The organism is Propioniciclava sp. LT294 (assembly GCF_059516005.1).
Genome location: NZ_JCAKNG010000009.1, coordinates 69,363 through 90,792, shown reverse-complemented (window position 1 = coordinate 90,792; position 21,430 = coordinate 69,363). Strand labels below are relative to the sequence as shown.

Genomic DNA, 21,430 nt, shown 5'->3' with positions numbered 1-21,430 from the left:
CGCGTGGCGGAAGATCCCAGGAGGAGCCACAAGTGGCAAAGGCCAAGTTTGAGCGGACCAAGCCGCACTGCAACATCGGCACCATCGGGCACGTCGACCACGGCAAGACCACGCTCACGGCGGCGATCACGAAGGTGCTCCACGACAAGTACCCCGACCTGAACGCCGTGTCGGCCTTCGACCAGATCGACAAGGCCCCGGAGGAGCGCCAGCGCGGTATCACCATCTCCATCGCGCACGTCGAGTACCAGACGGAGAAGCGCCACTACGCGCACGTCGACTGCCCGGGTCACGCCGACTACGTCAAGAACATGATCACCGGTGCTGCCCAGATGGACGGCGCGATCCTCGTGGTCGCCGCCACCGACGGCCCCATGGCGCAGACCCGCGAGCACATCCTGCTCGCCCGCCAGGTCGGCGTGCCGGCGATCGTCGTCGCGCTGAACAAGTGCGACATGGTCGACGACGAGGAGCTCATCGAGCTCGTCGAGATGGAGCTGCGCGAGCTGCTCTCGGCTCAGGAGTTCGACGGCGACAACCTTCCGATCGTGCAGGTCGCTGCCTTCCCGGCGCTGAACGGCGACGAGAAGTGGGGCAAGTCGATCCTCGAGCTCATGGACGCCGTGGACGAGTACATCCCGCAGCCCGAGCGTGACACCGAGAAGCCCTTCCTGATGCCCGTTGAGGACGTCTTCACGATCACCGGTCGTGGCACCGTCATCACCGGCCGCATCGAGCGCGGCATCGTCCGCACCGGCGAGACCGTCGACATCATCGGCATCCGCGAGCAGAAGCAGACCTCGACCGTCACCGGCGTCGAGATGTTCCGCAAGATCCTCGACGAGGGTCGCGCGGGCGAGAACGTCGGCCTGCTGCTCCGCGGCACCAAGAAGGACGATGTCGAGCGCGGCATGGTCGTCTGCAAGCCGGGTTCGGTCACCCCGCACACCGACTTCGAGGCTCAGGTCTACATCCTGAACAAGGAGGAGGGTGGCCGTCACAAGCCGTTCTTCTCCAACTACAGCCCCCAGTTCTACTTCCGTACCACGGACGTGACGGGCGTCGTCCAGCTGCCCGAGGGCACCGAGATGGTCATGCCCGGTGACAACACCGGTATGACCGTTCACCTCAACAAGCCGATTGCCATGGAGGAGGCGCTGAAGTTCGCCATCCGCGAGGGTGGCCGCACCGTCGGCGCCGGCAACGTGACCAAGATCCTCAAGTGATCTAGGCTCACGCCAGGCTCAACGGGCCCGTATCCCCTGGGGATGCGGGCCCGTTACCGTTTCGACACAGAACCCTGGGGGGGTATGGATTGGCGTGCTACGCGATGTAGTAGTAAAGTTTTCAGTGGTCCGAGGCTCAAGGATGAGCCACCAAAGTAAGTGCTCGAAGGGAGCAACCTCTCATGAACCTGAAGCCCCTGAAGACCGCCGGTCTCGTCTCGCTCGTCATGGGCATCCTGTTCGCCCTCACCGGCGCCATCACCTGGGGTGTCATCACCGCGCAGCTCTCTGACGAGCGCATCACGACGCCTGGTGACTCCTTCATGCCAGGCGTTGCGGTCAACAACCCGATCGCCGCTCTCGCGCAGGCCGACATCATCAACAAGCACGCCCTCAAGGCCAGCAACGGCATGACCTACGCCCAGCTCGGTGCGGAGGCCAACAAGGCCAAGGCCGCCGGCGACACCGCCAAGGCCGAGGAGCTCACCAAGCAGCGCACCACCGTCATGAACGGTTCCTTCCTCCGCGCGTCGCTGTTCACCTCCGTCCTGGCCTACGGCGTCTCGCTGTTCGCTCTCGGCGTCGGCGCCGTCCTGATCGTCCTGGGTTGGGCCCTGACCAAGGTCGGTGGCCAGACCGTCGCCGCCCGCGCCGGCGAAGGCGCAGCCCGCGTCTGACCCACGTCTGATTCCCTCGATACGCACAGGGGGGGGCACCGGTTCGCCGGTGCCCCCCTTTTGCTGTGCTCGCAGGCGTGCCGCCAGCCGGCGGTGGGCGGCTAGGGTGAGGCGGGTGACCATCCACTCCGAGCACCCGTTCGTGACGCCCCCGGAACAGCGGGATGCCGTGCGACGCTTCCGTGGACGTTTCCCCGCCGCGGTCACGCTCTGGCTCACCGGGTCGGGACGCCGGCGCGCCGGCCTCACCATCTCCTCGATGCTCGTCGCCCTGGGTGAGCCCGCCCGCGTGATCGGGCTCGTCGATCCCGACTCCGACCTCGCCCACGCGTTGGAGGAGTGCTTCACCGTCGTCCTCCTGGAGCCCGGGGAGCACGGTCTCGCCGACGCGTTCGCCGGGCTCGCCCCTGCCCCCGGGGGGCTCTTCCGGGAGGGCTTCGACGACTCCGGGTGGGGGCCGTTCAAGCCCGGCCACTCGTGGGCCGGTGTCCGCCTCGAATCGACCCGCGAACTCGGCTGGTCACGCGAGGTCGTCGGCGTGATCGAACACGTGCACCTGGGGACAGGCGCACCGCTGGTCCACGAGCGGGGCCGTTACCGCCAGCCCTGAGGCACGCCCGCGAGCTCGCAGAGCCCGGCCCACCACGCGGCCCGGACAGCGGCGTCCCGGGCCGCGCGGGGGAGTGGAGCGGGGGCGGGGACGCCGGCGAGGCCACGGCGGGGCCCCGTGTAGCCGGTACCGCGGTCGAACGTCGTGCCGAGGGCCGCGGCCACCAGGGGCTGCGAACCGTCGGCCGCATCCTGTCCGATGCGCAGTGCGCGGCCGAGGGGGGCGAGCACAGGCAGGGGGCCGGCCGGGTCGAAGAACGGGGTCGTCGCCCATCCGGGGTGGGCGGGGGTGGCGGCGATGCCGGCGCGTGCGGGCAGTTCCAGCGCGAGGATGATGCAGGCCAGCTTGCTGCGGGCATAAGCCTGCCCACGGCTCCAGCGCCGCTCGAGCTGCAGGTCGTGGGACGAGGCGTCGGCAGCGAGGGCCGCGACCGACCCCACCGTCACCACCCGTCCGGACGCCGCACGCAGGGCCGCCCGCAGCCCGTGCGCCAGGCGTACGTGGCCCACGGTGTTGGTGGCCAGCGTCAGTTCGTGGCCGTCGGCGCTGTCGAGCCGGCGCGGCGGCGCGGCGATGCCCGCGTTGAGGATCAGGAAGTCGAGCGGACGGGTGCCCCAGCGCTCGACGAGTCCGTCCACCGACACGAAGGACGACGTGTCCAGGACCTCCGGCCGGCCGCCGGTGTCGGAGGCGGCGTCCCTCGCGCGCTCACGGGTGCGGGAGGTGAGGACGACCGTGGCCCCGGCTGCGGCCAGCGAACGGGCCGCCGCCCGGCCGATGCCGCTCGAGCCGCCGGTGACGAGCGCGGTGCGCCCCGTGAGGTCGGGCACGGGGTATGGCGCGAGTCGGGAGGTCACGGCCGAAACGATAGTCTGGTCGGCACCATGACTGATGCCGCTCTCCAGCCCGCGCGCCTGCGCGTGGCACCGTCCCCGACCGGTGACCCGCACGTCGGGACGGCCTACATGTCCCTGTTCAACCTTGCCTGGGCACGGAGGACCGGCGGGCAGTTCGTCCTCCGCATCGAGGACACCGACCGTGCCCGCTACGTCGCCGAATCCGAGCAGCAGATCTTCGACACGCTGCGCTGGCTCGACCTGGTCTGGGACGAGGGCCCCGACGTCGGTGGCCCGTACGCGCCGTACCGGCAGTCCGAGCGGCTGGACACCTACCGTCCCTACGTCGACCAGCTCCTCGAGTCGGGCCACGCGTACCACTGCTGGTGCAGCGCCGAGCGCCTGGCCGAGATGCGTGCGCAGCAGCAGGCCTCCAAGCAGTCCGTCACCGGCTACGACCGCCTCTGCCACGGGAAGACCCGTGAGGAGCGGGCCGCGCTGCCCGGCTTCACCGAGACCCCGGTCGTCCGCATGCGCATCCCCGACGATGTCGAGACCACCTTCTCCGACCTCATCCGCGGACCGGTGGCGGCGCCGGTGCCCGACGACCAGGTGATCCTGAAGACCGACGGCTTCCCGACCTACCACCTCGCCGTCGTGGTCGACGACCACCTCATGGGCATCACGCACGTCGTCCGTGGCGAGGAGTGGATCAGCTCCACGCCCAAGCACGTGCTGCTGTACCAGTGGCTCGGGTGGGACGTCCCCGAGTTCGCGCACATGCCGCTGCTGCGCAACACCGACAAGAGCAAGATCTCCAAGCGCAAGAACCCGGCGGCGCGGCTGATGTGGTTCCGCGAGCAGGGGTACCTGCCCGAGGCGCTGGTGAACTTCCTGCAGCTGCTCGGGTACGCCGGCGACGAGGAGGGCGAGGTCCAGTCGTTCGAGGACTTCGTGGCCGCCTTCGACTGGGCCAAGGTCAACACCGTGGGCCCGGTCTTCGACCTCGACAAGCTCAACTGGCTGAACGGGCACTACATCCGCTCCCTGTCCTCGGACGACCTGGCCGATCGCATCGTCGAGCACCTGCGCTTCACCGGCGCCGAGGTCTCGGACACCGACGCCGCGACACTGCGCGCGGCCACGCCGCTGATCCAGGAGCGCCTCGTGCTGCTGGGCGAGGCCCGGGAGAAGGTCCAGTTCCTGCTGACCCCGGACGCCGAACTCGAGCTCGACGCCGACTCCGTGGACAAGCTGCCCGACAACGCCGCCCACATCCTCGACGCCTCCCTGGCCGTCCTGGAGGGCCTCCCTACGTGGGACGCGGAGTCCATCCAGGCCGCCCTCCGGGCCCGCCTGGTCGACGACTTGGGCATCAAGGCGAAGTTCGCGTTCGGGCCGGCGCGCGTCGGCGTGACCGGCTCGCGGGTGTCGCCCCCGCTGTTCGAATCCATGGAGATCCTGGGCCGCGAGTCCTCGTTGACCCGTCTCCGGGCCCTGCGCGCCGTCCTGTGACCGAGGTCGTCGCCATCTTCGGTGGCCGCTCCGAGATCGGGGAGGCCATCGCGGAGCGGCTCGCGCCCAGCGCGTCCGTCGTCGTGCTGGCCGTCCGCCCGGGCTCGGACGCCGCGGGTGCGGCGGAGCAGGTGCGCGGCGCAGGGGCCCCACGGGTCGAGGTCGTGGACTTCGACGCGGACGACACCAGCCGGCACCGCGCGGTCGTCGCCGACATCGAGGAGCGGTTCGGCGCGATCGGCACGGCGGTGCTGGCCTTCGGGATCCTGGGTGACCAGGACAGAGCAGAGCGCGACGAGGCCGAGGTGGCCCGCGTCCTGCACACCGACTTCGTCGCGCAGGCGACGCTGCTGACCGTGCTCGCGGACGTGATGGGCCGGCGACGTCGCGGGCGCATCGTCGCGTTCAGCTCCGTCGCCGGGGTGCGCGTCCGCCGGGCCAACTACGTCTACGGCTCGGCGAAGGCCGGTCTGGACGGCTTCGCGTCCGGGCTGGCGGATTCGTTGCACGGCAGTGGCGTCGACCTCGTGGTCGCACGTCCCGGCTTCGTCATCGGACGGATGACCACCGGCATGGACCCGGCTCCCTTCAGCAGCACCCCGGGCCAGGTCGCGGATGCCGTGGTCGAGCGCTTGGCCAAGGGCGGGGCGCCGGTGTTGTGGATACCTTGGCAGCTGCGCGCGATGTTCGCGGTCGCGCCGTTCGTCCCGCGCCCGGTGTGGCGGCGGATGCCGCGCTGAGTGCCGCGCGCGGGCCCTGGTGGTTCCGCCGCAGCACCACGGAGCGGGCCACCGAGTAGGTTGGGGCCATGGACCAGCCGACGAGGGACCCCAAGTCCGCCTGCTCCACGCTCTGGGGCGCGCTGCCCGCGTGGGGCAGCGCCACCCGGGCGAACTTCTGGGTGGCCGTCGAGCAAGCGGGTCCGTGGGGCCGGGACGCGCTGACGCAGTCCCACCTCGACCCGCAGGTGGGGGCCCGCCTGGCCGCGGCCGCGGCCGGCGCCGGTGGCCGGGTCCTCCTCATCCGGGCCCCGGGCGCCCACAGCGATCGCAGCCGCAGCGCGTCCCGGCAGGTGTTCGTCGCCGGGGCCCTGAGCGGACGCCCATGGCTCCTCTCCGGAAGGATCGACGACCCGGCCGAACTCGAGGCGCTGCCCTGGCACGAGCTGTCCGCCGGAGGCGTGGACGTCGCGCGCGAGGCCTGCTCGTGGCTCCGGCGCGCCGAGGCCCCCGTGCTGCTGGTCTGTGCGAACTCCAAGCGCGACGTCTGCTGCGCGCTCAAGGGGCGTCCGGTGGCCCATGGGGTGGCCGACCAGCGCCCCGGCCAGGTGTGGGAGTGTTCCCACACCGGTGGTCATCGCTTCGCGCCGACGGGCATCGTCCTGCCGTTGGGTCAGATGCTGGCCCGGCTGACCCCCGAGCTGGGCGTGCAGGTGCTGGACGCCGCGGCGTCCGGTCGGCTGGCCGTCGGCACCCTGGACGAGCACCACGATCGCGGCGTCAGCCACCTGGCGCCGCGGGCCCAGGCCGCCGTGTCCTGGGTGCGCGCGACCGAGGGGGAGACCGACCCCGCCGCCCTCACGGTCCTGGACGGGGCGGACAGTGTCACCGTCCACCACATCGACGGCCGGACGTGGGAACTCGTCCCCGAGCAGTCGCTGGGGGAAGACCTCCCCGAGTCCTGCGGCAAGGCGCCCAAGCCGGCGGTGACGTGGACCGTCGGGCCTCTCGCGCCGAGGGCCTAGAGCTGCCAGCCGGATTCGGCGAGGTCGTGGGTGAAGGCGGACAGGATCTCCTGGCTGGCCTCCAGCGCCGAGAGTTCACCGGCACCCACGCGCTGTTCCAGGGCCTTCCGGACCTTCTTGACCGACGAACTGCGCAACAGGGCGGTGGAGAGTTCGTCGCGGACCAGCGACCACATCCAGTCCTGCTGCTGTGCGGCACGCCGTTCGTCGAGGTGTCCCCCCGACGCCAGGCGCGCCCGGTGGTCGAGCACCGCCTGCCAGACCTCGTCCAAGCCGTCACCGGTGTAGGAGGAGGAGGTGAGGACGGGTGTCCGGCGCTCGCCCTCGGGCTTGATGAGGCGCATCGCGATCGTCAGCTCGCGCGCCGCCACGCGGGCCTCCATCAGGCCGTCGCCATCGGCCTTGTTGACGGCGATGACATCGGCCATCTCGAGGATGCCGCGCTTGATGCCCTGCAGTTGGTCCCCCGTGCGGGCGATCATCAACAGCAGGAACGTATCCACCATGCCGGCCACCGCCACCTCGGACTGCCCGACGCCCACGGTCTCCACGATGATCGTGTCGTAGCCGGCGGCCTCCATGACGAGCATGCCCTCGCGCGTCGCCCGCGCGACGCCGCCGAGGTGGTTGCCGCTGGGGGAGGGCCGGATGAAGGCGTTGTCGGTCATGGCCAGGTCGGCCATGCGCGTCCGGTCTCCGAGCACCGAGCCGCCTGAACGGGACGACGACGGGTCGACGGCCAACACGGCCACCCGGTGCCCCCGCTCGATGAGGCGGGTTCCCATGGCGTTGATGAAGGTCGACTTGCCGGCCCCGGGCACGCCCGAGATGCCGACGCGGACGGCCTCGCCCGTGTGGGGCCGCAACAGGCTCAGGAGCTCACGGGCTCGGGTGCGGTGGTCGGGCTTGTTCGACTCGACCAGCGTCAGCGCACGGGCCACATGGGCACGAGACCCGGCGACAACCTGGTCAGCCAGGGTCGCCGGGTCCAGTGCTTGCCGCATTACTGGGTCTCTCCCAGGCGCTCGATGAGGATCTCGAGCAGCTCCTGCGCCGATTCCGGGATCTTCGTGCCGGGCGGGTAGATCGCGTCCGCGCCGTGGTCACGGAGCTCGTCGAAGTCCTGGCTCGGGATCACGCCGCCGACGACGATCATCAGGTCGTCACGGCCGAGCTTGTCCAGCTCTTCGCGCAGCGCCGGGACGAGGGTGAGGTGGCCGGCCGCCAGCGAGCTCACGCCCACCACGTGCACGTCCGCCTCGACCGCCTGGCGGGCGACCTCGGCCGGCGTCTGGAACAGCGGGCCCACGTCCACGTCGAAGCCGAGGTCGGCGTAGGCGGTCGAGATCACCTTCTGTCCCCGGTCGTGCCCGTCCTGACCCATCTTGGCGACCAGGATGCGGGGACGGCGTCCCTCGAGCTCCTCGAACTTCTCCACGAGGGCCTTGGTGGCCTCGGTGGCCTCGGTCGTGCCCGACTCCTTGTTGTACACGCCGCTGATCGTACGGATCTGCGCGGTGTAGCGTCCGAACTCCGACTCCAGGGCGTCCGAGATCTCGCCCAGCGAGGCCATCGCGCGCGCGGCGTCGATGGCGAGCCTGAGCAGGTTGCGGTCCGGGTCCGTCGAGTCGGGATTGGCCGCGGCCCAGGTCAGCTTCCGCAGCGCCTCCTGCGTGGCCTCCTCGTCGCGGATCTCGCGGAGCTTCGCGAGCTTGGCGACCTGCTCGGCACGCACCTGGGCGTTGTCGACCTTGAGGACCTCGATGCCCTCCTCCTCATCGAGCGTGTACTTGTTCACGCCGATGACGGGCTGGCGGCCGGAGTCGATCCGGGCCTGGGTGCGGGCGGCCGCCTCCTCGATGCGCATCTTCGGGATGCCGGCCTCGATGGCCTTGGCCATGCCGCCGGCCTGCTCGACCTCCTGGATCAGCGCCCACGCCTTGGCGGCCAGGTCGGCCGTCAGCCGCTCGACGTAGGCCGAGCCGCCCCACGGGTCGATCGGACGGACCGTGCCCGACTCCTGCTGGATGAACAGCTGGGTGTTGCGGGCGATGCGGGCGGAGAAGTCGGTCGGCAGGGCGATGGCCTCGTCCAACGCGTTCGTGTGCAGCGACTGCGTGTGGCCCTGCGTGGCGGCCATGGCCTCCAGCGCGGTGCGGGTCACGTTGTTGAACACGTCCTGCGCGGTGAGCGACCAGCCCGACGTCTGGCTGTGCGTGCGCAGGGACATCGACTTGGGGTTCGTGGCCCCGGCGTCCTTCACCAGGCGCGCCCAGAGCATGCGCGCGGCGCGCATCTTGGCGACCTCGGTGAAGAAGTTCATCCCGATGGCCCAGAAGAAGGACAGGCGCGGGGCGAACTTGTCGACCTCCAGGCCCACCTTCTGGCCCGCACGGATGTACTCGATGCCATCGGCCAGCGTGTACGCCATCTCGATGTCGGCCGTCGCGCCCGCCTCCTGCATGTGGTAGCCGGAGATCGAGATCGAGTTGAACTTCGGCATGTGCGTGCTGGTGAACGCGAAGATGTCGGAGATGATCCGCATCGAGGGCTCGGGCGGGTAGATGTAGGTGTTGCGGACCATGAACTCCTTGAGGATGTCGTTCTGGATGGTCCCGGCCAGCTGCTCAGCGCTGACGCCCTGCTCCTCGGCCGCGACCACGTAGAACGCCAGGATCGGCAGCACCGCGCCGTTCATGGTCATGGACACCGACATCTGGTCCAGCGGGATGCCCTCGAACAGCTGGCGCATGTCGAGGATCGAGTCCACGGCCACGCCCGCCATGCCCACGTCGCCGGCCACCCGCGGGTGGTCGGAGTCGTACCCGCGGTGGGTCGCCAGGTCGAACGCGATCGAGAGGCCCTTCTGGCCGGCCGCCAGGTTGCGGCGGTAGAAGGCGTTGGACTCGGCGGCGGTGGAGAAGCCCGCGTACTGGCGGATCGTCCACGGCCGGTTCACGTACATCGTCGAGTACGGGCCGCGCAGGAACGGCGGGATGCCGGGGCGCGTGTCGAGGAAGTCCAGGCCCTCGAGGTCGGCCTCGCCCAGCAGCGGCTTGATGCCGATCTGTTCGGGGGTCTCCCAGAGTGCGTCGGACGCACCGGCCGCGGCCAGCGCGTCGGCGTACGCCTGCGCGGCGGCGGCGGACGGAAGCCCGTCACCGAGGTCGACGGAATCGAAGCGGGGGATCATCGGGCCACTCCCAGGGTCTCGAAGACGGATTCAAGGAACTTCACGACGTCCATGCCCAGGGCGAGGGTGCCGTCGAGGAGGCCCTCGGGGACCTCCCCGGCCTCCTTCAGCTGCCCGGCGAGGTAGACCTTCTCCACGCCGGCCGCCTTGAGGGCCTGCGCGACGGGAACGGCCTGCTCGGCGTAGACCTTCGCGGAGCTGGCGAGCACGGCCACCTTCTGGCCCTGCTCGGACGCCTTGGCGGCGATCTCCTCGGGCGTGCCGCCGTGGCTCTGGGTGGCGTTGATGCCGCCCACCAGCAGGACGTTGGAGGAGAACCCCTGGCGTCCGCCGAAGTCGCGCTGGGCACCCAGGCAGGCGAGCAGCACGTCCGGCGGCGAACCCGTGGATGCCTCGTGCGCCCACGCACGGTCGCGCAGGCCCTCGAAGATCTCCGCGTCGCGGATCTGCTTCAGCCCCCCGTACACAGGGGCCGCGGGACGCGCCTTGGCCTCGTACGGCTTCTCCCCGGCCAGCGGGAACATGCTCACGCCGGTCAACTCGATCGTGCGGTGGGCCAACTGGGTGGCGCGCTCGGCGTTGACGGCGTCGATGCGCCGGGCGACCTCACCGGACGCCAGCGCCGCGGCCATGCCACCGGCGGCCTCGATCTCCTGGACCTGCGCCCAGGCGGCCTTGGCGAGGTCATCGGTCAGTGCCTCGACGTACCACGAGCCACCGGCCGGATCCTGCACGCGGCCCAGGTGGCTCTCCTCGGCCGCGATCACCTGGATGTTGCGGGCGATCCGGCGCGAGAACGGCGTGGGGAGCCCGGCGGCGTGGTCGAAGGGGTACACGGTGATGGCGTCCGCCCCGCCCGCGGCGGCGCCGAACGTGGCGATCGTCGTGCGGAGCAGGTTCACGTGGGGGTCGACCTTCGCCATCATCCGCGGGCTGGTGACCGCGTGGATGTGGGCGCCGCGCCGGGATTCGGGGACGCCGCACTCCTCGGTGACGCGCGCCCACAGGCGACGCATCGCGCGCAGCTTGGCGATCGTCGCGAACTGGTCGGCGGTGGCCGCCATGCGGAACTCCAGCTGGGCCACGGCCTGGGTCGCGGGAACGCCCGCGGCGTCCAGGGCCCGGAGGTACTCGATGCCGGTCGCGACGGCGAAGGCCAGCTCCTGGACGTCGGTGGCGCCGGCGTTGTGGTGGACCATGACCGACACGTTGAGCGCCTGCACCAGCGGCAGCTTGTGCTGTGTCTCGGCCACCCACCGGGCGAGCTCGGACAGGTCCGGCTCCTCCCCGGTCAGCGCGGTGTGCGCGAGCGGGTCGATGCCGAGGTTGCCCTTGACGCGGGTGAGGTCCTTGCCGGAGCCCCGGATGACGTCGAGGAGGGCCTGGGCCGCACGGGCCTGGTCGGTGCGGCTGAACACGCGGACGGCGGCGAGGTCGACCTCGACGTCGGCGAGCACGGTGGCCAGGGAGTTGAAGCCCACGGCGTCCGGGTCGACGCGGATCCACACGGAGGTGGCGCCGCGCTCGAGGTCGTCCAGGATCGCGTGACGGGTGACGGCGACGTCGGGATCCTCGTGGTACTGGCGGACGCCCCACGCGACGGCCTCTCCGGTGCGGACCACCGAGCCGCGGGTGAACGGCATCGCGCCCGGGTAGCCGAGCGGCTCGTCCTGCCCGGACGCGGTGTAGAGCGGCCCGACGTCGATGCCGTCCAGTGTCGTCGAGGTCAGGCGCTTCAGCCCCTGCCCGACGGTGAGCAGCTTGTCCTCGGGACGTCCCCGGTTGAGGACCTTCAGCACTTCTCGCTCCCACTGTTCATCGGTGGCGGGATCGAAGCCACCGGCCAGCGTGAGCTGTTCGGAGTCAGCCGACATGCGGACCTACCTCTTCGTGTCGTGTCCGTCGGCACCCGGACTGGTGCCGGACAGGGTCCACACTATTGCCTGAGGACCTCCGATGCGCGTCCCGCGGGACGTTGCCGTCGGTTGCTCCTACATGTGGTAGTAGGGCCTCAGCCGTGCGTCCGCTCGAACTCCGCCATGAACTCGACCAGCGCACGGACGCCCTCGATCGGCATGGCGTTGTACAGCGAGGCGCGCATGCCGCCGACCGAGCGGTGCCCGGCGAGGTTGGTCAGGCCGGCCGCTTCCGCCTCGGCGACGAAGGGCTTCTCCAGGGCGGCATCGGCGACGAGGAAGGGGATGTTCATCCAGGACCGGGCGTTGTGGGCCACCGGGTTGCTGAAGAAGTCGGAGCCGTCGATCGCGGAGTAGAGCAGCTCGGCCTTCGCGCGGTTGCGCTCGGCCATGCCGGCCAGGCCGCCGTTGGCCTTGATCCACTCCAGCACCAGGCCGAGCAGGTACCAGCCGAAGACCGGGGGAGTGTTGACCATGGAGTCGGCCTTCGCCTGGGCGGTGAAGTCCCAGACGGTGGGGGTCTCCCTGCGGGGGCGTCCGAGCAGGTCGCGACGGACGATCACCGTCGTGAGCCCCGACGGGCCCATGTTCTTCTGGGCCCCGGCGAAGATGGCGCCGAAGCGCGACACGTCGACGGGGCGGGACAGGATCGTCGAGCTCATGTCGGCCACCAGCGGGACGTCGCCGGACTCGGGGACGTGATCGAACTCCACGCCCCGGATGGTCTCGTTCGGCGTGTAGTGCAGGTAGGCGGCCTCGGGGCTGACCGTGTAGGAGCCGGGCGCCGGGACGCGGGTGTAGCCGCTGCCGGCTTCGTCGGCCAGCACGCGGACATCGGCGTACTTGCCCGCTTCCTGGATGGCCTTGGTGCTCCAGTCGCCCGTGTTCAGGAACTCGATCGGCCGGCCCGGGGCGCTCAGGTTCAGGGGCAGGGCGGCGAACTGACCCATGGCCCCGCCCTGCAGGAACAGGCAGGCGTGGTCGTCCCCGATCCCCATGACCTCGCGCAGGGACGCCTCGGCCGCGGCGGCGGCGTCCACGAACGCCTTGCCGCGGTGCGATACCTCCAGGACCGACATCCCGGACCCCTGCCAGTCGAGCAGTTCCGACTGTGCCTGCTCGAGCACCTCGAGCGGCAGGGTCGCGGGGCCGGCGGAGAAGTTGAACACGCGCATGAGGTCCATCCTCCCACTGGTGGCGACCCCGGAACGATGGGGACGAGGGTGCGGGCGCCCCTCCGATCCCCGCCGGCCTGCGGTTGCCCGAGATTTGCCGCGGGACGGGCGCACGTCGTAGCATTGCAGGGTTGCTTTGACGCCGGTGGCGGCAAGGCTGCCCTTCGAGCGCGCTCGGTGGGTCAGCTCCGCCGGTAAAGCCAACCCGAGCAAGTCTGGTGGTCTGCGCCAGGCCCGACCAAGTCAATCAGATTGATCGATTTGTGCGGCCTGAAAGGTGCGACACGCCCGACCGCGGGGGTCGGAGTGACAAGGGGTTTCTCACCCGAGGAGCCCCAAGCGAGGCAGGGGAGTGATGCCCCCGAGCCACGACCAACGAAGGAAACCCATGGCGGGACAGAAGATCCGGATCCGACTCCGGGCCTATGACCACGAGGTCATCGACACATCGGCGAAGAAGATCGTCGACACGGTCACCCGTACCGGCGCTCAGGTTGCCGGCCCGGTGCCCCTCCCGACCGAGAAGAACGTGTACTGCGTCATTCGGTCGCCCCACAAGTACAAGGACAGCCGCGAGCACTTCGAGATGCGCACCCACAAGCGGCTCATCGACATCCTCGACCCCACGCCGAAGACGGTTGACTCGCTGATGCGTCTCGACCTTCCGGCCGGTGTGGACATCGAGATCAAGCTTCCGTGAGGTCCGCTGCCATGAACAACAACCGCACTGTCAAGGGCATCTTGGGCTCCAAGCTCGGCATGACCCAGCTCTGGGACGAGAACAACAAGGTCGTCCCGGTCACCGTGATCCAGGCCGGCCCCTGTGTCGTCACCCAGGTCCGCACCCCGGAGAAGGATGGCTACAACGCTGTCCAGCTGGCCTTCGGCGCCGTGAAGCCGAAGAACGTCAACAAGCCGGAGACCGGGCACTTCGAGTCCGCCGGCGTGACCCCGCGCAAGCACCTCGTGGAGCTGCGCACCGCCGACGCGTCCGAGTACACCCTCGGCCAGGAGGTCACCGCTGAGGTGTTCGAGGCCGGCCAGGTCATCGACGTCACCGGCGTCTCCAAGGGCAAGGGCACCGCGGGCGTCATGAAGCGCCACGGCTTCCACGGCCTGCGCGCCAGCCACGGTGTGCACCGCAAGCACCGCTCGCCGGGTTCCATCGGCCAGTCCGCCACCCCGGGTCGCGTCTTCCCCGGCATGAAGATGGCCGGCCGCATGGGCGTCGAGAAGGTGACCGTCCAGAACCTCACGATCCACTCGGTGGACGCCGAGCGTGGGCTCATCCTGGTCAAGGGCTCCGTGCCCGGCCCCAAGGGCGCCCTCGTCGTCGTGCGCACCGCCGCCAAGAAGGGAGCCTGAGCATGAGCGAGTCCCTGAGTGTCGCCATCATCGGCACGAAGAAGAAGGCCGACCTGCCCGCTGAGGTGTTCGGCGTCCAGACCAACGTCCCGCTGATCCACCAGGTCGTGGTGGCCCAGCTCGCCGCTGCTCGCCAGGGCACGCACGACACCAAGACCCGCGGCGAGGTCCGCGGTGGTGGTGCGAAGCCGTGGCGCCAGAAGGGCACCGGCCGCGCCCGTCAGGGTTCGCGTCGCGCCCCGCAGTGGACCGGCGGTGGCGTCGTCCACGGCCCGACCCCGCGCGGGTACGCCCAGCGCACCCCCAAGAAGATGGTGGCCGCCGCCCTGCGTGGCGCCCTGTCCGACCGCGCCCGTGACGGCCGCGTGCACGTGATCGACACCCTGGTGACGGGCGAGAAGCCCTCCACCAAGGCCGCGCTGCAGGCCCTGGAGACGGTGGCGGGCAAGCGCGTGCTGGTCGTCGTGTCCCGCGACGAGGAGATCGCGTGGCTGAGCCTCCGCAACGTGGCCAGCGTGCACGTGATCGCCCCCGACCAGCTGAACGCCTACGACGTGGTCGTGGCCGACGACGTGGTGTTCACCACTGCGGCGCTCGACACGTTCGTCGCCGGGCCCGCCACGGGCAAGTCGGTCAAGGCCGTCGCCACCGAGTCCGAGGTTGCCGAGGAGACCGAGAAGTGAACGTCCTGAAGATCAAGGACCACCGCGACATCCTGCTCGCGCCCGTGGTCAGCGAGAAGAGCTACGGCCTGCTCGACGAGAACAAGTACACGTTCCTCGTCGATCCCAGCGCCAACAAGACCGAGATCAAGATCGCCGTGGAGAAGGTCTTCGGCGTCAAGGTCACCGCGGTCAACACCATCAACCGCCAGGGCAAGAGCCGCCGCCTGCGCTACGGCACGGGCAAGCGTCCCGACACCAAGCGTGCGATCGTCACCGTGGCCGAGGGCCAGCGGATCGACATCTTCGGCCAGGGCAACTGAGGCAGAAGGACAGACTGAACAATGGCTATTCGCAAGTACAAGCCCACGACCCCGGGCCGTCGCGGCTCGTCGGTCTCGGACTTCGCTGAGCTCACCCGCTCCACGCCCGAGAAGTCGCTGACCGTTCCGATCAAGAAGACCGGTGGTCGCAACAGCCAAGGCCGCATCACCACCCGCCACATCGGCGGTGGGCACAAGCAGGCGTACCGCATCATCGACTTCAAGCGTTACGACAAGGACGGTGTCCCGGCCAAGGTCGCTCACATCGAGTACGACCCGAACCGCACCGCCCGCATCGCACTGCTGCACTACGTCGATGGCGCCAAGCGCTACATCATCGCCCCCGAGGGCCTGAAGCAGGGCGCCATGGTCGAGGCCGGCGAGGGTGCTGACATCAAGCCCGGCAACAACCTGCCGCTGCGCAACATCCCCGTCGGCACCACGGTGCACGCGGTGGAGCTCCGCCCCGGTGGCGGTGCCAAGATGGCGCGTTCGGCCGGCGCGGGCGTCCAGCTGGTCGCCCGTGAGGGTCGGTTCGCCACCCTGCGCCTCCCCTCCGGCGAGATGCGCATGGTCGACGTCCGCTGCCGCGCGACCGTCGGCGAGGTCGGCAACGCCGAGCAGTCGAACATCAACTGGGGCAAGGCGGGCCGCAACCGCTGGAAGGGCATCCGCCCGACCGTCCGCGGTGTCGTCATGAACCCGATCGACCACCCGCACGGTGGTGGCGAGGGTCGCACGTCCGGTGGCCGTCACCCGGTCAGCCCCTGGGGCAAGCCCGAGGGTCGCACCCGCGACAAGAACAAGGCGAGCTCCAAGCTCATCATCCGTCGCCGCAAGTCCGGCAAGAAGCGCTGATCGGGGAGTAGGAAGAAATGCCACGCAGCCTGAAGAAGGGTCCCTTCATCGACGAGCACCTGGCCAAGAAGGTCGATGCTCAGAACGAGAAGGGCACCAAGAACGTGATCAAGACCTGGTCGCGCCGTTCGATGATCAGCCCCGACATGATCGGGCACACCATCGCTGTGCACGACGGTCGCAAGCACATCCCGGTCTTCGTCTCCGAGGCCATGGTGGGTCACAAGCTGGGCGAGTTCGCCCCGACTCGTACCTACCGCGGTCACGTCAAGGACGACAAGAAGTCGCGTCGGCGCTGATTGCCGCGAGAACAGGAAAAGGATTCATGAGCAACAACGAGAGCCGGCCCAGCCGCCGCGCTGCGCTGCTCGGGGACCGTCCCGGCTCGTACGCCATCGCGCGTCACGTCCGGATGTCTCCGACCAAGGTCCGTCGTGTCGTGGACGTCGTCCGCGGCCTGGATGTCAACGAGGCCCTGGCTGTCCTGCGGTTCGCCCCGCAGGCCGCCGCTGAGCCCGTCTACAAGGTGGTCGCCTCCGCGGCCGCCAACGCCGAGAACGCCGAGAGCCTGCGAGTGGACGACCTGTTCATCTCCCAGGCCTTCGTGGACGAGGGTGTCACGCTGCGTCGCATCCGCCCGCGGGCCAAGGGCTCCGCGAGCCGGATCAACAAGCGCGGATCGCACATCACCGTCGTCGTCGAGCCCAAGGGCACGAAGGGAGCCTGAGCATGGGACAGAAGATCAATCCCCATGGCTTCCGCCTGGGCATCACCACTGACCACAAGACGCGTTGGTACGCCGACAAGAACTACGCCGAACTGGTCGCCGAGGACGTCAAGATCCGTGAGTGGCTGACGAAGAACCTCGAGCGGGCCGGCATCAGCAGCATCGAGATCGAGCGCCGCTCCGAGCGCGTCACGATCTTCCTGCAGGCCGCCCGTCCGGGCATCGTCATCGGCCGCAACGGCGCCGAGGCGGAGCGCGTCCGTGCGCAGCTGGAGAAGCTGACCGGCAAGCAGGTGCAGCTGAACATCATCGAGGTCAAGAACCCCGAGATCGATGCGCAGCTCGTCGCCCAGGGCATCGCCGAGCAGCTCGGCGCCCGCGTGGCCTTCCGCCGCGCGATGCGCAAGGCGCAGCAGACCGCCATGCGGTCGGGCGCCCAGGGCATCCGGATCCAGTGCTCCGGCCGTCTCGGCGGCGCCGAGATGAGCCGCTCGGAGTTCTACCGTGAGGGTCGCGTCCCGCTGCACACGCTGCGCGCGGACATCGACTACGGCTTCTACGAGGCCCGCACGACCTTCGGCCGCATCGGCGTCAAGGTCTGGATCTACAAGGGTGACGTCTCCGGGACGCGCGCCGAGCGCGCCGCCCAGAAGGCAGCCCGCGCCGCCGCCGGTGGCGGTCAGCGTCGTCCGGGCCGTGGCCCGCGTCGCGACGACCGTGGCCCCCGCGGCGATCGTCCCGAGCGTGGCGGACGCCGCCGCGCCGAAGCCGCCGCCGAGGCCCCGGCCGAGGCGACGAACACCGAAGGAGCGTGACCATGCTGATTCCGCGTCGCGTCAAGCACCGCAAGCAGCACCACCCCAAGCGTGACGGCATGGCCAAGGGTGGCACCAAGCTCGCGTTCGGCGAGTACGGCATCCAGGCGCTGGAGTCCTCGTACCTGACCAACCGTCAGATCGAGTCGGCCCGTATCGCCATGACCCGCCACATCAAGCGTGGTGGCAAGGTGTGGATCAACGTCTACCCCGATCGCCCCATGACCAAGCACCCCGCCGAGTCCCGCATGGGTTCCGGCAAGGGCTCGCCGGAGTGGTGGATCGCCAACATCAAGCCGGGCCGGGTTCTCTTCGAGCTCGCCGGCGTGCCGGAGGACGTGGCCCGCGAGGCCATGCGTCTGGCCATCCACAAGCTGCCGTTCAAGGCACGCTTCATCAAGCGGGAAGCAGGTGAGATCTGATGGCGAACGCACTTGTCGCCGCAGACCTGCGCGGCCTCAGCCGCGAGGAGCTGAACAAGAAGGTCCTGGAGCTGAAGGAGGAGCTGTTCACGCTCCGTTTCCAGGGTGCGACCGGCCAGCTCGAGTCGCACGGACGCCTTCGTGAGGTCCGCAAGGACATCGCCCGCGTCTACACCGTGCTCCAGGAGCGCAACCTGGGCATCGTCCCCGACCCGGACCTCGAGAAGTAAGGCACCTGACCCATGAGTGAGACTGTTGAGCGCAATGCGCGCAAGGTGCGTGAGGGCATCGTCGTGAGCGACAAGATGGACAAGACCATCACCGTCGCGATCGAGCAGCGCGTCAAGCACGCCCTGTACGGCAAGGTCATGACCCGCACGAGCAAGCTGAAGGCCCACGACGAGGACAACGCCGCCGGTGTCGGCGACCGCGTCCGCGTGATGGAGACCCGCCCGCTCTCGGCAACGAAGCGGTGGCGTCTGCTCGAAATTGTGGAGAAGGCCAAGTAATCCCGTATCCTTGGTGAGGTTTGCTTCCGCAAACCCCACGAACGACGGAGAGGGGGCCCACCAGGCCCCCTCTCCTGAACCCGTTCGGAGCCGACGACGAGCTGACACCGGCCTGGAAACCCGACCAGCGAAGACCGCCGGCACGCCACGTGCGCGTGGCATCCGACACCGTTCCGCAAGGCCCCCAGGGGAACCGGCGAACTCCAGGAGAAGAAATGATCCAGCAGGAATCGCGGCTCAAGGTCGCCGACAACACGGGAGCGAAGGAAATCCTTTGCATCCGTGTCCTCGGTGGCTCCGGCCGACGCTATGCAGGCCTGGGCGACAAGATCGTCGCCACGGTCAAGGACGCCATCCCCGGTGGCAACGTCAAGAAGGGCGACGTCGTCAAGGCGGTCATCGTCCGCACCACCAAGGAGACCCGTCGCCCCGACGGCTCCTACATCAAGTTCGACGAGAACGCCGCCGTCATCCTCAAGAACGACGGCGAGCCCCGTGGAACCCGCATCTTCGGCCCCGTCGGCCGCGAGCTGCGCGACAAGAAGTACATGCGCATCATCTCGCTGGCCCCGGAGGTGATCTGACATGGCGAACTCGCTCCACGTGAAGAAGGGTGACACCGTCAAGGTGATCTCCGGCGACGACAAGGGCACCATCGGCGAGATCATCGCGGTGTTCCCCCAGGAGAACCGTGTCGTCGTCGAGGGCGTCAACCTCGTCAAGAAGCACACCCCGGCCAACCCGCAGGCGGGTCGCAACTCCGGCGGCATCATCGAGACCGAGGCCCCGATCCACGTCAGCAACGTGCAGCTCGTGGTGGGTTCCGGCAAGAACGCGAAGCTCACCCGCGTCGGCTACAAGCGCGTCGAGGTCACCAAGCGTCGCCCCGACGGCACCGAGTACACCACCGAGCGCTCCGTCCGCATCGCCCGCGCCACCGGAGAGGAGATCTGAGATGGCTGAGACCGCTGTCAAGGAACTGCCCCGCCTCAAGCAGAAGTACCGCGACGAGATCAGGGACGCCCTGAACTCGGAGTTCTCCTACGAGAACGTCATGCAGATCCCCGGCCTGGTCAAGGTCGTGGTGAACATGGGTGTCGGCGAGGCCGCCCGTGACTCGAAGGTGATCGACGGCGCCGTCCGCGACATCACCGCGATCACCGGCCAGAAGCCGCAGGTGACCAAGGCCCGCAAGTCCATCGCGCAGTTCAAGCTGCGTGAGGGCATGCCGATCGGCTGCCACGTCACCCTCCGTGGTGACCGCATGTGGGAGTTCACCGACCGCCTGCTGACGCTGGCCCTGCCCCGCATCCGCGACTTCCGTGGCCTCTCGGCCCGCCAGTTCGACGGCCAGGGCAACTACACGTTCGGCCTGAACGAGCAGGTCATGTTCCACGAGATCGACCAGGACAAGATCGATCGCGTGCGCGGCATGGACATCACGTTCGTCACCTCCGCCACCACCGACGAGGAGGGTCGTGCGCTCCTGCGTGCGCTGGGCTTCCCGTTCAAGGCCCCGGAGAACGATCCCAAGAAGGCTGTGGCCCGCCGTCGCGCCTTCACTGGCTCCAAGAGCCAGATCAAGAAGCAGATGAGCAGAAGGTGACCCACTGATGGCTAAGACTGGTCTGAAGGTCAAGCAGAGCCGCACGCCGAAGTTCGAGGTGCGCGCCTACACCCGTTGCAACCGCTGCGGGCGTCCCAAGTCGGTGTACCGCAAGTTCGGCCTGTGCCGCATCTGCCTCCGCGAGATGGCGCACAAGGGCGAGCTGCCCGGTGTCGTCAAGTCCTCCTGGTGAGCGACGTCCAACCCACGATTCACGAACGGCGTAGGTCCACCGGGGGAGAGTCCCCGGTGGAAACCGCGGCGAGAAAGAGGCTCATCAAGCCATGACAATGACGGATCCGATCGCAGACATGCTCACGCGTCTGCGCAACGCCAATCAGGCGTACCACGATTCGACGTCGATGCCCCACAGCAAGATCAAGGCGGGCATCGCCGAGATCCTGAAGCAGCAGGGTTACATCACGTCCTACGAGGTCGTCGAGCCCGGTGAGGGCGAGGTCGGCAAGACCCTGAAGCTCACCCTCAAGTACGGCAACGGCCGCGAGCGTTCGATCGCCGGCCTGCGCCGCATCAGCAAGCCCGGTCTCCGGGTCTACGCGAAGAGCACCGCCCTGCCCAAGGTCCTCGGTGGCCTCGGCATCGCGATCATCTCCACTTCGCAGGGCCTGCTGACCGACAAGGAAGCGTCCCTCAAGAGCGTCGGCGGCGAAGTCCTCGCCTACGTCTGGTGACGGGAGGTAGCTGAACATGTCCCGTATTGGAAAGCTCCCCATCGCGATCCCGGCCGGCGTCGAGGTCACCCTCGACGGCCAGGACGTCCAGGTCACGGGCCCGAAGGGCTCCCTGTCCCTGACCGTCCGCGAGCCGATCCAGATCGCGCGCAACGACGAGGGCCAGCTGGAGGTCAGCCGTCCGGACGACGAGCGCGAGTCGCGTTCGCTGCACGGCCTGACCCGCACGCTGGTCAACAACATGGTCATCGGTGTCACCGAGGGCTATGAGAAGAAGCTTGAGATCGTCGGTGTTGGTTACCGCGTGATCGCCAAGGGCCCGCAGCAGCTCGAGTTCCAGCTCGGCTTCAGCCACCCGGTGGTCATCAACGCGCCCGAGGGCGTGACCTTCACCGTGGAGAAGCCGACCGCCTTCTCGGTCCAGGGCATCGACAAGCAGGTTGTCGGTGAGGTCGCGGCCAACATCCGCAAGCTCCGCAAGCCGGAGCCCTACAAGGGCAAGGGCGTTCGCTACTCCGGTGAACGCGTTCGCCGCAAGGTCGGAAAGGCTGGTAAGTGA

The 21,430-nt window shown here is 69.1% G+C and carries 28 protein-coding genes; 23 read left to right on the top strand and 5 right to left on the bottom strand.

Annotated features, from left to right (window positions below; translation table 11 throughout):
- Positions 1-32 precede the first annotated feature (32 nt).
- From tuf to AC5YDA_RS12145, 3 genes are all read left to right on the top strand, one after another.
- Positions 33-1,226 carry an elongation factor Tu gene (gene tuf / locus AC5YDA_RS12155; RefSeq protein ID WP_496189874.1) on the top strand — a complete coding sequence of 398 codons (1,194 nt, stop codon included), beginning with the start codon at positions 33-35 and terminating at the stop codon, positions 1,224-1,226.
- 182 nt (positions 1,227-1,408) lie between these two features.
- Complete coding sequence (locus AC5YDA_RS12150; RefSeq protein ID WP_496189875.1) at positions 1,409-1,903, top strand: aromatic ring-opening dioxygenase LigA; 495 nt, start codon at positions 1,409-1,411, stop codon at positions 1,901-1,903.
- Positions 1,904-2,018: 115 nt separating this feature from the next.
- Positions 2,019-2,513, top strand: a complete 495-nt coding sequence (locus AC5YDA_RS12145) for a flavin reductase (RefSeq protein ID WP_496189876.1) — start codon at positions 2,019-2,021, stop codon at positions 2,511-2,513.
- On the opposite strand, the gene AC5YDA_RS12140 is transcribed toward AC5YDA_RS12145, so the two are convergent.
- Positions 2,498-3,370, bottom strand: a complete 873-nt coding sequence (locus AC5YDA_RS12140; protein ID WP_496189877.1) for an SDR family NAD(P)-dependent oxidoreductase — start codon at positions 3,368-3,370, stop codon at positions 2,498-2,500. The genes AC5YDA_RS12145 and AC5YDA_RS12140 overlap by 16 nt on opposite strands.
- Positions 3,371-3,397: 27 nt before the next feature.
- Between AC5YDA_RS12140 and gltX the strand changes: the two genes are divergently transcribed.
- From gltX to AC5YDA_RS12125, 3 genes are all read left to right on the top strand, one after another.
- Positions 3,398-4,864 carry a glutamate--tRNA ligase gene (gene gltX / locus AC5YDA_RS12135; RefSeq protein WP_496189878.1) on the top strand — a complete coding sequence of 489 codons (1,467 nt, stop codon included), beginning with the start codon at positions 3,398-3,400 and terminating at the stop codon, positions 4,862-4,864.
- Complete coding sequence (locus AC5YDA_RS12130; RefSeq protein WP_496189879.1) at positions 4,861-5,604, top strand: SDR family NAD(P)-dependent oxidoreductase; 744 nt, start codon at positions 4,861-4,863, stop codon at positions 5,602-5,604. Before gltX ends, AC5YDA_RS12130 begins: the two co-directional genes overlap by 4 nt.
- A 68-nt stretch (positions 5,605-5,672) precedes the next feature.
- Positions 5,673-6,608 carry a ferredoxin family protein gene (locus AC5YDA_RS12125; protein ID WP_496193035.1) on the top strand — a complete coding sequence of 312 codons (936 nt, stop codon included), beginning with the start codon at positions 5,673-5,675 and terminating at the stop codon, positions 6,606-6,608.
- Here the strand turns inward: AC5YDA_RS12125 and meaB are convergent.
- The 4 genes from meaB to serC all read right to left on the bottom strand — a co-directional run bounded on the left by meaB (position 6,605) and on the right by serC (position 12,892).
- Complete coding sequence (gene meaB, locus AC5YDA_RS12120; protein WP_496189881.1) at positions 6,605-7,612, bottom strand: methylmalonyl Co-A mutase-associated GTPase MeaB; 1,008 nt, start codon at positions 7,610-7,612, stop codon at positions 6,605-6,607. The genes AC5YDA_RS12125 and meaB overlap by 4 nt on opposite strands.
- Positions 7,612-9,801 carry a methylmalonyl-CoA mutase gene (gene scpA, locus AC5YDA_RS12115; RefSeq protein ID WP_496189882.1) on the bottom strand — a complete coding sequence of 730 codons (2,190 nt, stop codon included), beginning with the start codon at positions 9,799-9,801 and terminating at the stop codon, positions 7,612-7,614. The genes meaB and scpA overlap by 1 nt, the downstream gene beginning before the upstream one ends.
- Positions 9,798-11,675, bottom strand: a complete 1,878-nt coding sequence (gene mutA / locus AC5YDA_RS12110) for a methylmalonyl-CoA mutase small subunit (RefSeq protein WP_496189883.1) — start codon at positions 11,673-11,675, stop codon at positions 9,798-9,800. Before mutA ends, scpA begins: the two co-directional genes overlap by 4 nt.
- Before the next feature lie 137 nt (positions 11,676-11,812).
- Entirely contained in the window at positions 11,813-12,892 is a 1,080-nt protein-coding gene (gene serC, locus AC5YDA_RS12105; RefSeq protein ID WP_496189884.1) for a 3-phosphoserine/phosphohydroxythreonine transaminase, read from the bottom strand.
- 388 nt (positions 12,893-13,280) lie between these two features.
- Here serC and rpsJ point away from each other — a divergent pair, with 388 nt between their 5' ends.
- The 17 genes from rpsJ to rplF all read left to right on the top strand — a co-directional run bounded on the left by rpsJ (position 13,281) and on the right by rplF (position 21,430).
- A complete protein-coding gene (rpsJ, locus tag AC5YDA_RS12100) occupies positions 13,281-13,592 on the top strand; it encodes a 30S ribosomal protein S10 (RefSeq protein ID WP_129459144.1) in 312 nt (103 codons plus the stop codon).
- Positions 13,593-13,603: 11 nt separating this feature from the next.
- Positions 13,604-14,257: a 50S ribosomal protein L3 gene (gene rplC, locus AC5YDA_RS12095; RefSeq protein WP_496189885.1), complete on the top strand. Its 654-nt coding sequence runs from the start codon at positions 13,604-13,606 to the stop codon at positions 14,255-14,257.
- A 2-nt stretch (positions 14,258-14,259) separates the two neighbouring features.
- Entirely contained in the window at positions 14,260-14,940 is a 681-nt protein-coding gene (gene rplD, locus AC5YDA_RS12090; RefSeq protein ID WP_496189886.1) for a 50S ribosomal protein L4, read from the top strand.
- Positions 14,937-15,242, top strand: a complete 306-nt coding sequence (gene rplW, locus AC5YDA_RS12085; protein WP_496183673.1) for a 50S ribosomal protein L23 — start codon at positions 14,937-14,939, stop codon at positions 15,240-15,242. The genes rplD and rplW overlap by 4 nt, the downstream gene beginning before the upstream one ends.
- A 21-nt stretch (positions 15,243-15,263) precedes the next feature.
- The gene (gene rplB / locus AC5YDA_RS12080; protein ID WP_496189887.1) at positions 15,264-16,100 is read left to right on the top strand and encodes a 50S ribosomal protein L2; all 837 of its coding nucleotides are present in this window, start codon (positions 15,264-15,266) and stop codon (positions 16,098-16,100) included.
- Between the two features lie 17 nt (positions 16,101-16,117).
- Positions 16,118-16,399, top strand: a complete 282-nt coding sequence (gene rpsS, locus AC5YDA_RS12075; protein WP_496189888.1) for a 30S ribosomal protein S19 — start codon at positions 16,118-16,120, stop codon at positions 16,397-16,399.
- Positions 16,400-16,425: 26 nt separating this feature from the next.
- Positions 16,426-16,827: a 50S ribosomal protein L22 gene (gene rplV, locus AC5YDA_RS12070; RefSeq protein ID WP_496189889.1), complete on the top strand. Its 402-nt coding sequence runs from the start codon at positions 16,426-16,428 to the stop codon at positions 16,825-16,827.
- A gap of 2 nt (positions 16,828-16,829) precedes the next feature.
- On the top strand, positions 16,830-17,642 hold the full coding sequence (gene rpsC / locus AC5YDA_RS12065; protein ID WP_496189890.1) for a 30S ribosomal protein S3: 813 nt from the start codon (positions 16,830-16,832) through the stop codon (positions 17,640-17,642).
- A gap of 2 nt (positions 17,643-17,644) precedes the next feature.
- Positions 17,645-18,064 (top strand): 50S ribosomal protein L16, encoded by a 420-nt coding sequence (gene rplP, locus AC5YDA_RS12060; RefSeq protein ID WP_496189891.1) that lies wholly within the window; start codon positions 17,645-17,647, stop codon positions 18,062-18,064.
- Complete coding sequence (gene rpmC, locus AC5YDA_RS12055; RefSeq protein ID WP_496189892.1) at positions 18,064-18,294, top strand: 50S ribosomal protein L29; 231 nt, start codon at positions 18,064-18,066, stop codon at positions 18,292-18,294. Before rplP ends, rpmC begins: the two co-directional genes overlap by 1 nt.
- Positions 18,295-18,306: 12 nt before the next feature.
- Positions 18,307-18,573: a 30S ribosomal protein S17 gene (gene rpsQ, locus AC5YDA_RS12050; protein ID WP_496189893.1), complete on the top strand. Its 267-nt coding sequence runs from the start codon at positions 18,307-18,309 to the stop codon at positions 18,571-18,573.
- A 215-nt stretch (positions 18,574-18,788) separates the two neighbouring features.
- Entirely contained in the window at positions 18,789-19,157 is a 369-nt protein-coding gene (gene rplN, locus AC5YDA_RS12045) for a 50S ribosomal protein L14 (protein WP_496189894.1), read from the top strand.
- Between the two features lies 1 nt (position 19,158).
- Positions 19,159-19,527 (top strand): 50S ribosomal protein L24, encoded by a 369-nt coding sequence (rplX, locus tag AC5YDA_RS12040; protein WP_496189895.1) that lies wholly within the window; start codon positions 19,159-19,161, stop codon positions 19,525-19,527.
- A gap of 1 nt (position 19,528) precedes the next feature.
- Complete coding sequence (rplE, locus tag AC5YDA_RS12035) at positions 19,529-20,179, top strand: 50S ribosomal protein L5 (protein ID WP_496189896.1); 651 nt, start codon at positions 19,529-19,531, stop codon at positions 20,177-20,179.
- A gap of 7 nt (positions 20,180-20,186) precedes the next feature.
- Positions 20,187-20,372, top strand: a complete 186-nt coding sequence (locus AC5YDA_RS12030; RefSeq protein WP_496189897.1) for a type Z 30S ribosomal protein S14 — start codon at positions 20,187-20,189, stop codon at positions 20,370-20,372.
- Positions 20,373-20,463: 91 nt separating this feature from the next.
- Entirely contained in the window at positions 20,464-20,871 is a 408-nt protein-coding gene (gene rpsH / locus AC5YDA_RS12025) for a 30S ribosomal protein S8 (protein ID WP_496189898.1), read from the top strand.
- Positions 20,872-20,887: 16 nt separating this feature from the next.
- A complete protein-coding gene (rplF, locus tag AC5YDA_RS12020) occupies positions 20,888-21,430 on the top strand; it encodes a 50S ribosomal protein L6 (RefSeq protein ID WP_496189899.1) in 543 nt (180 codons plus the stop codon).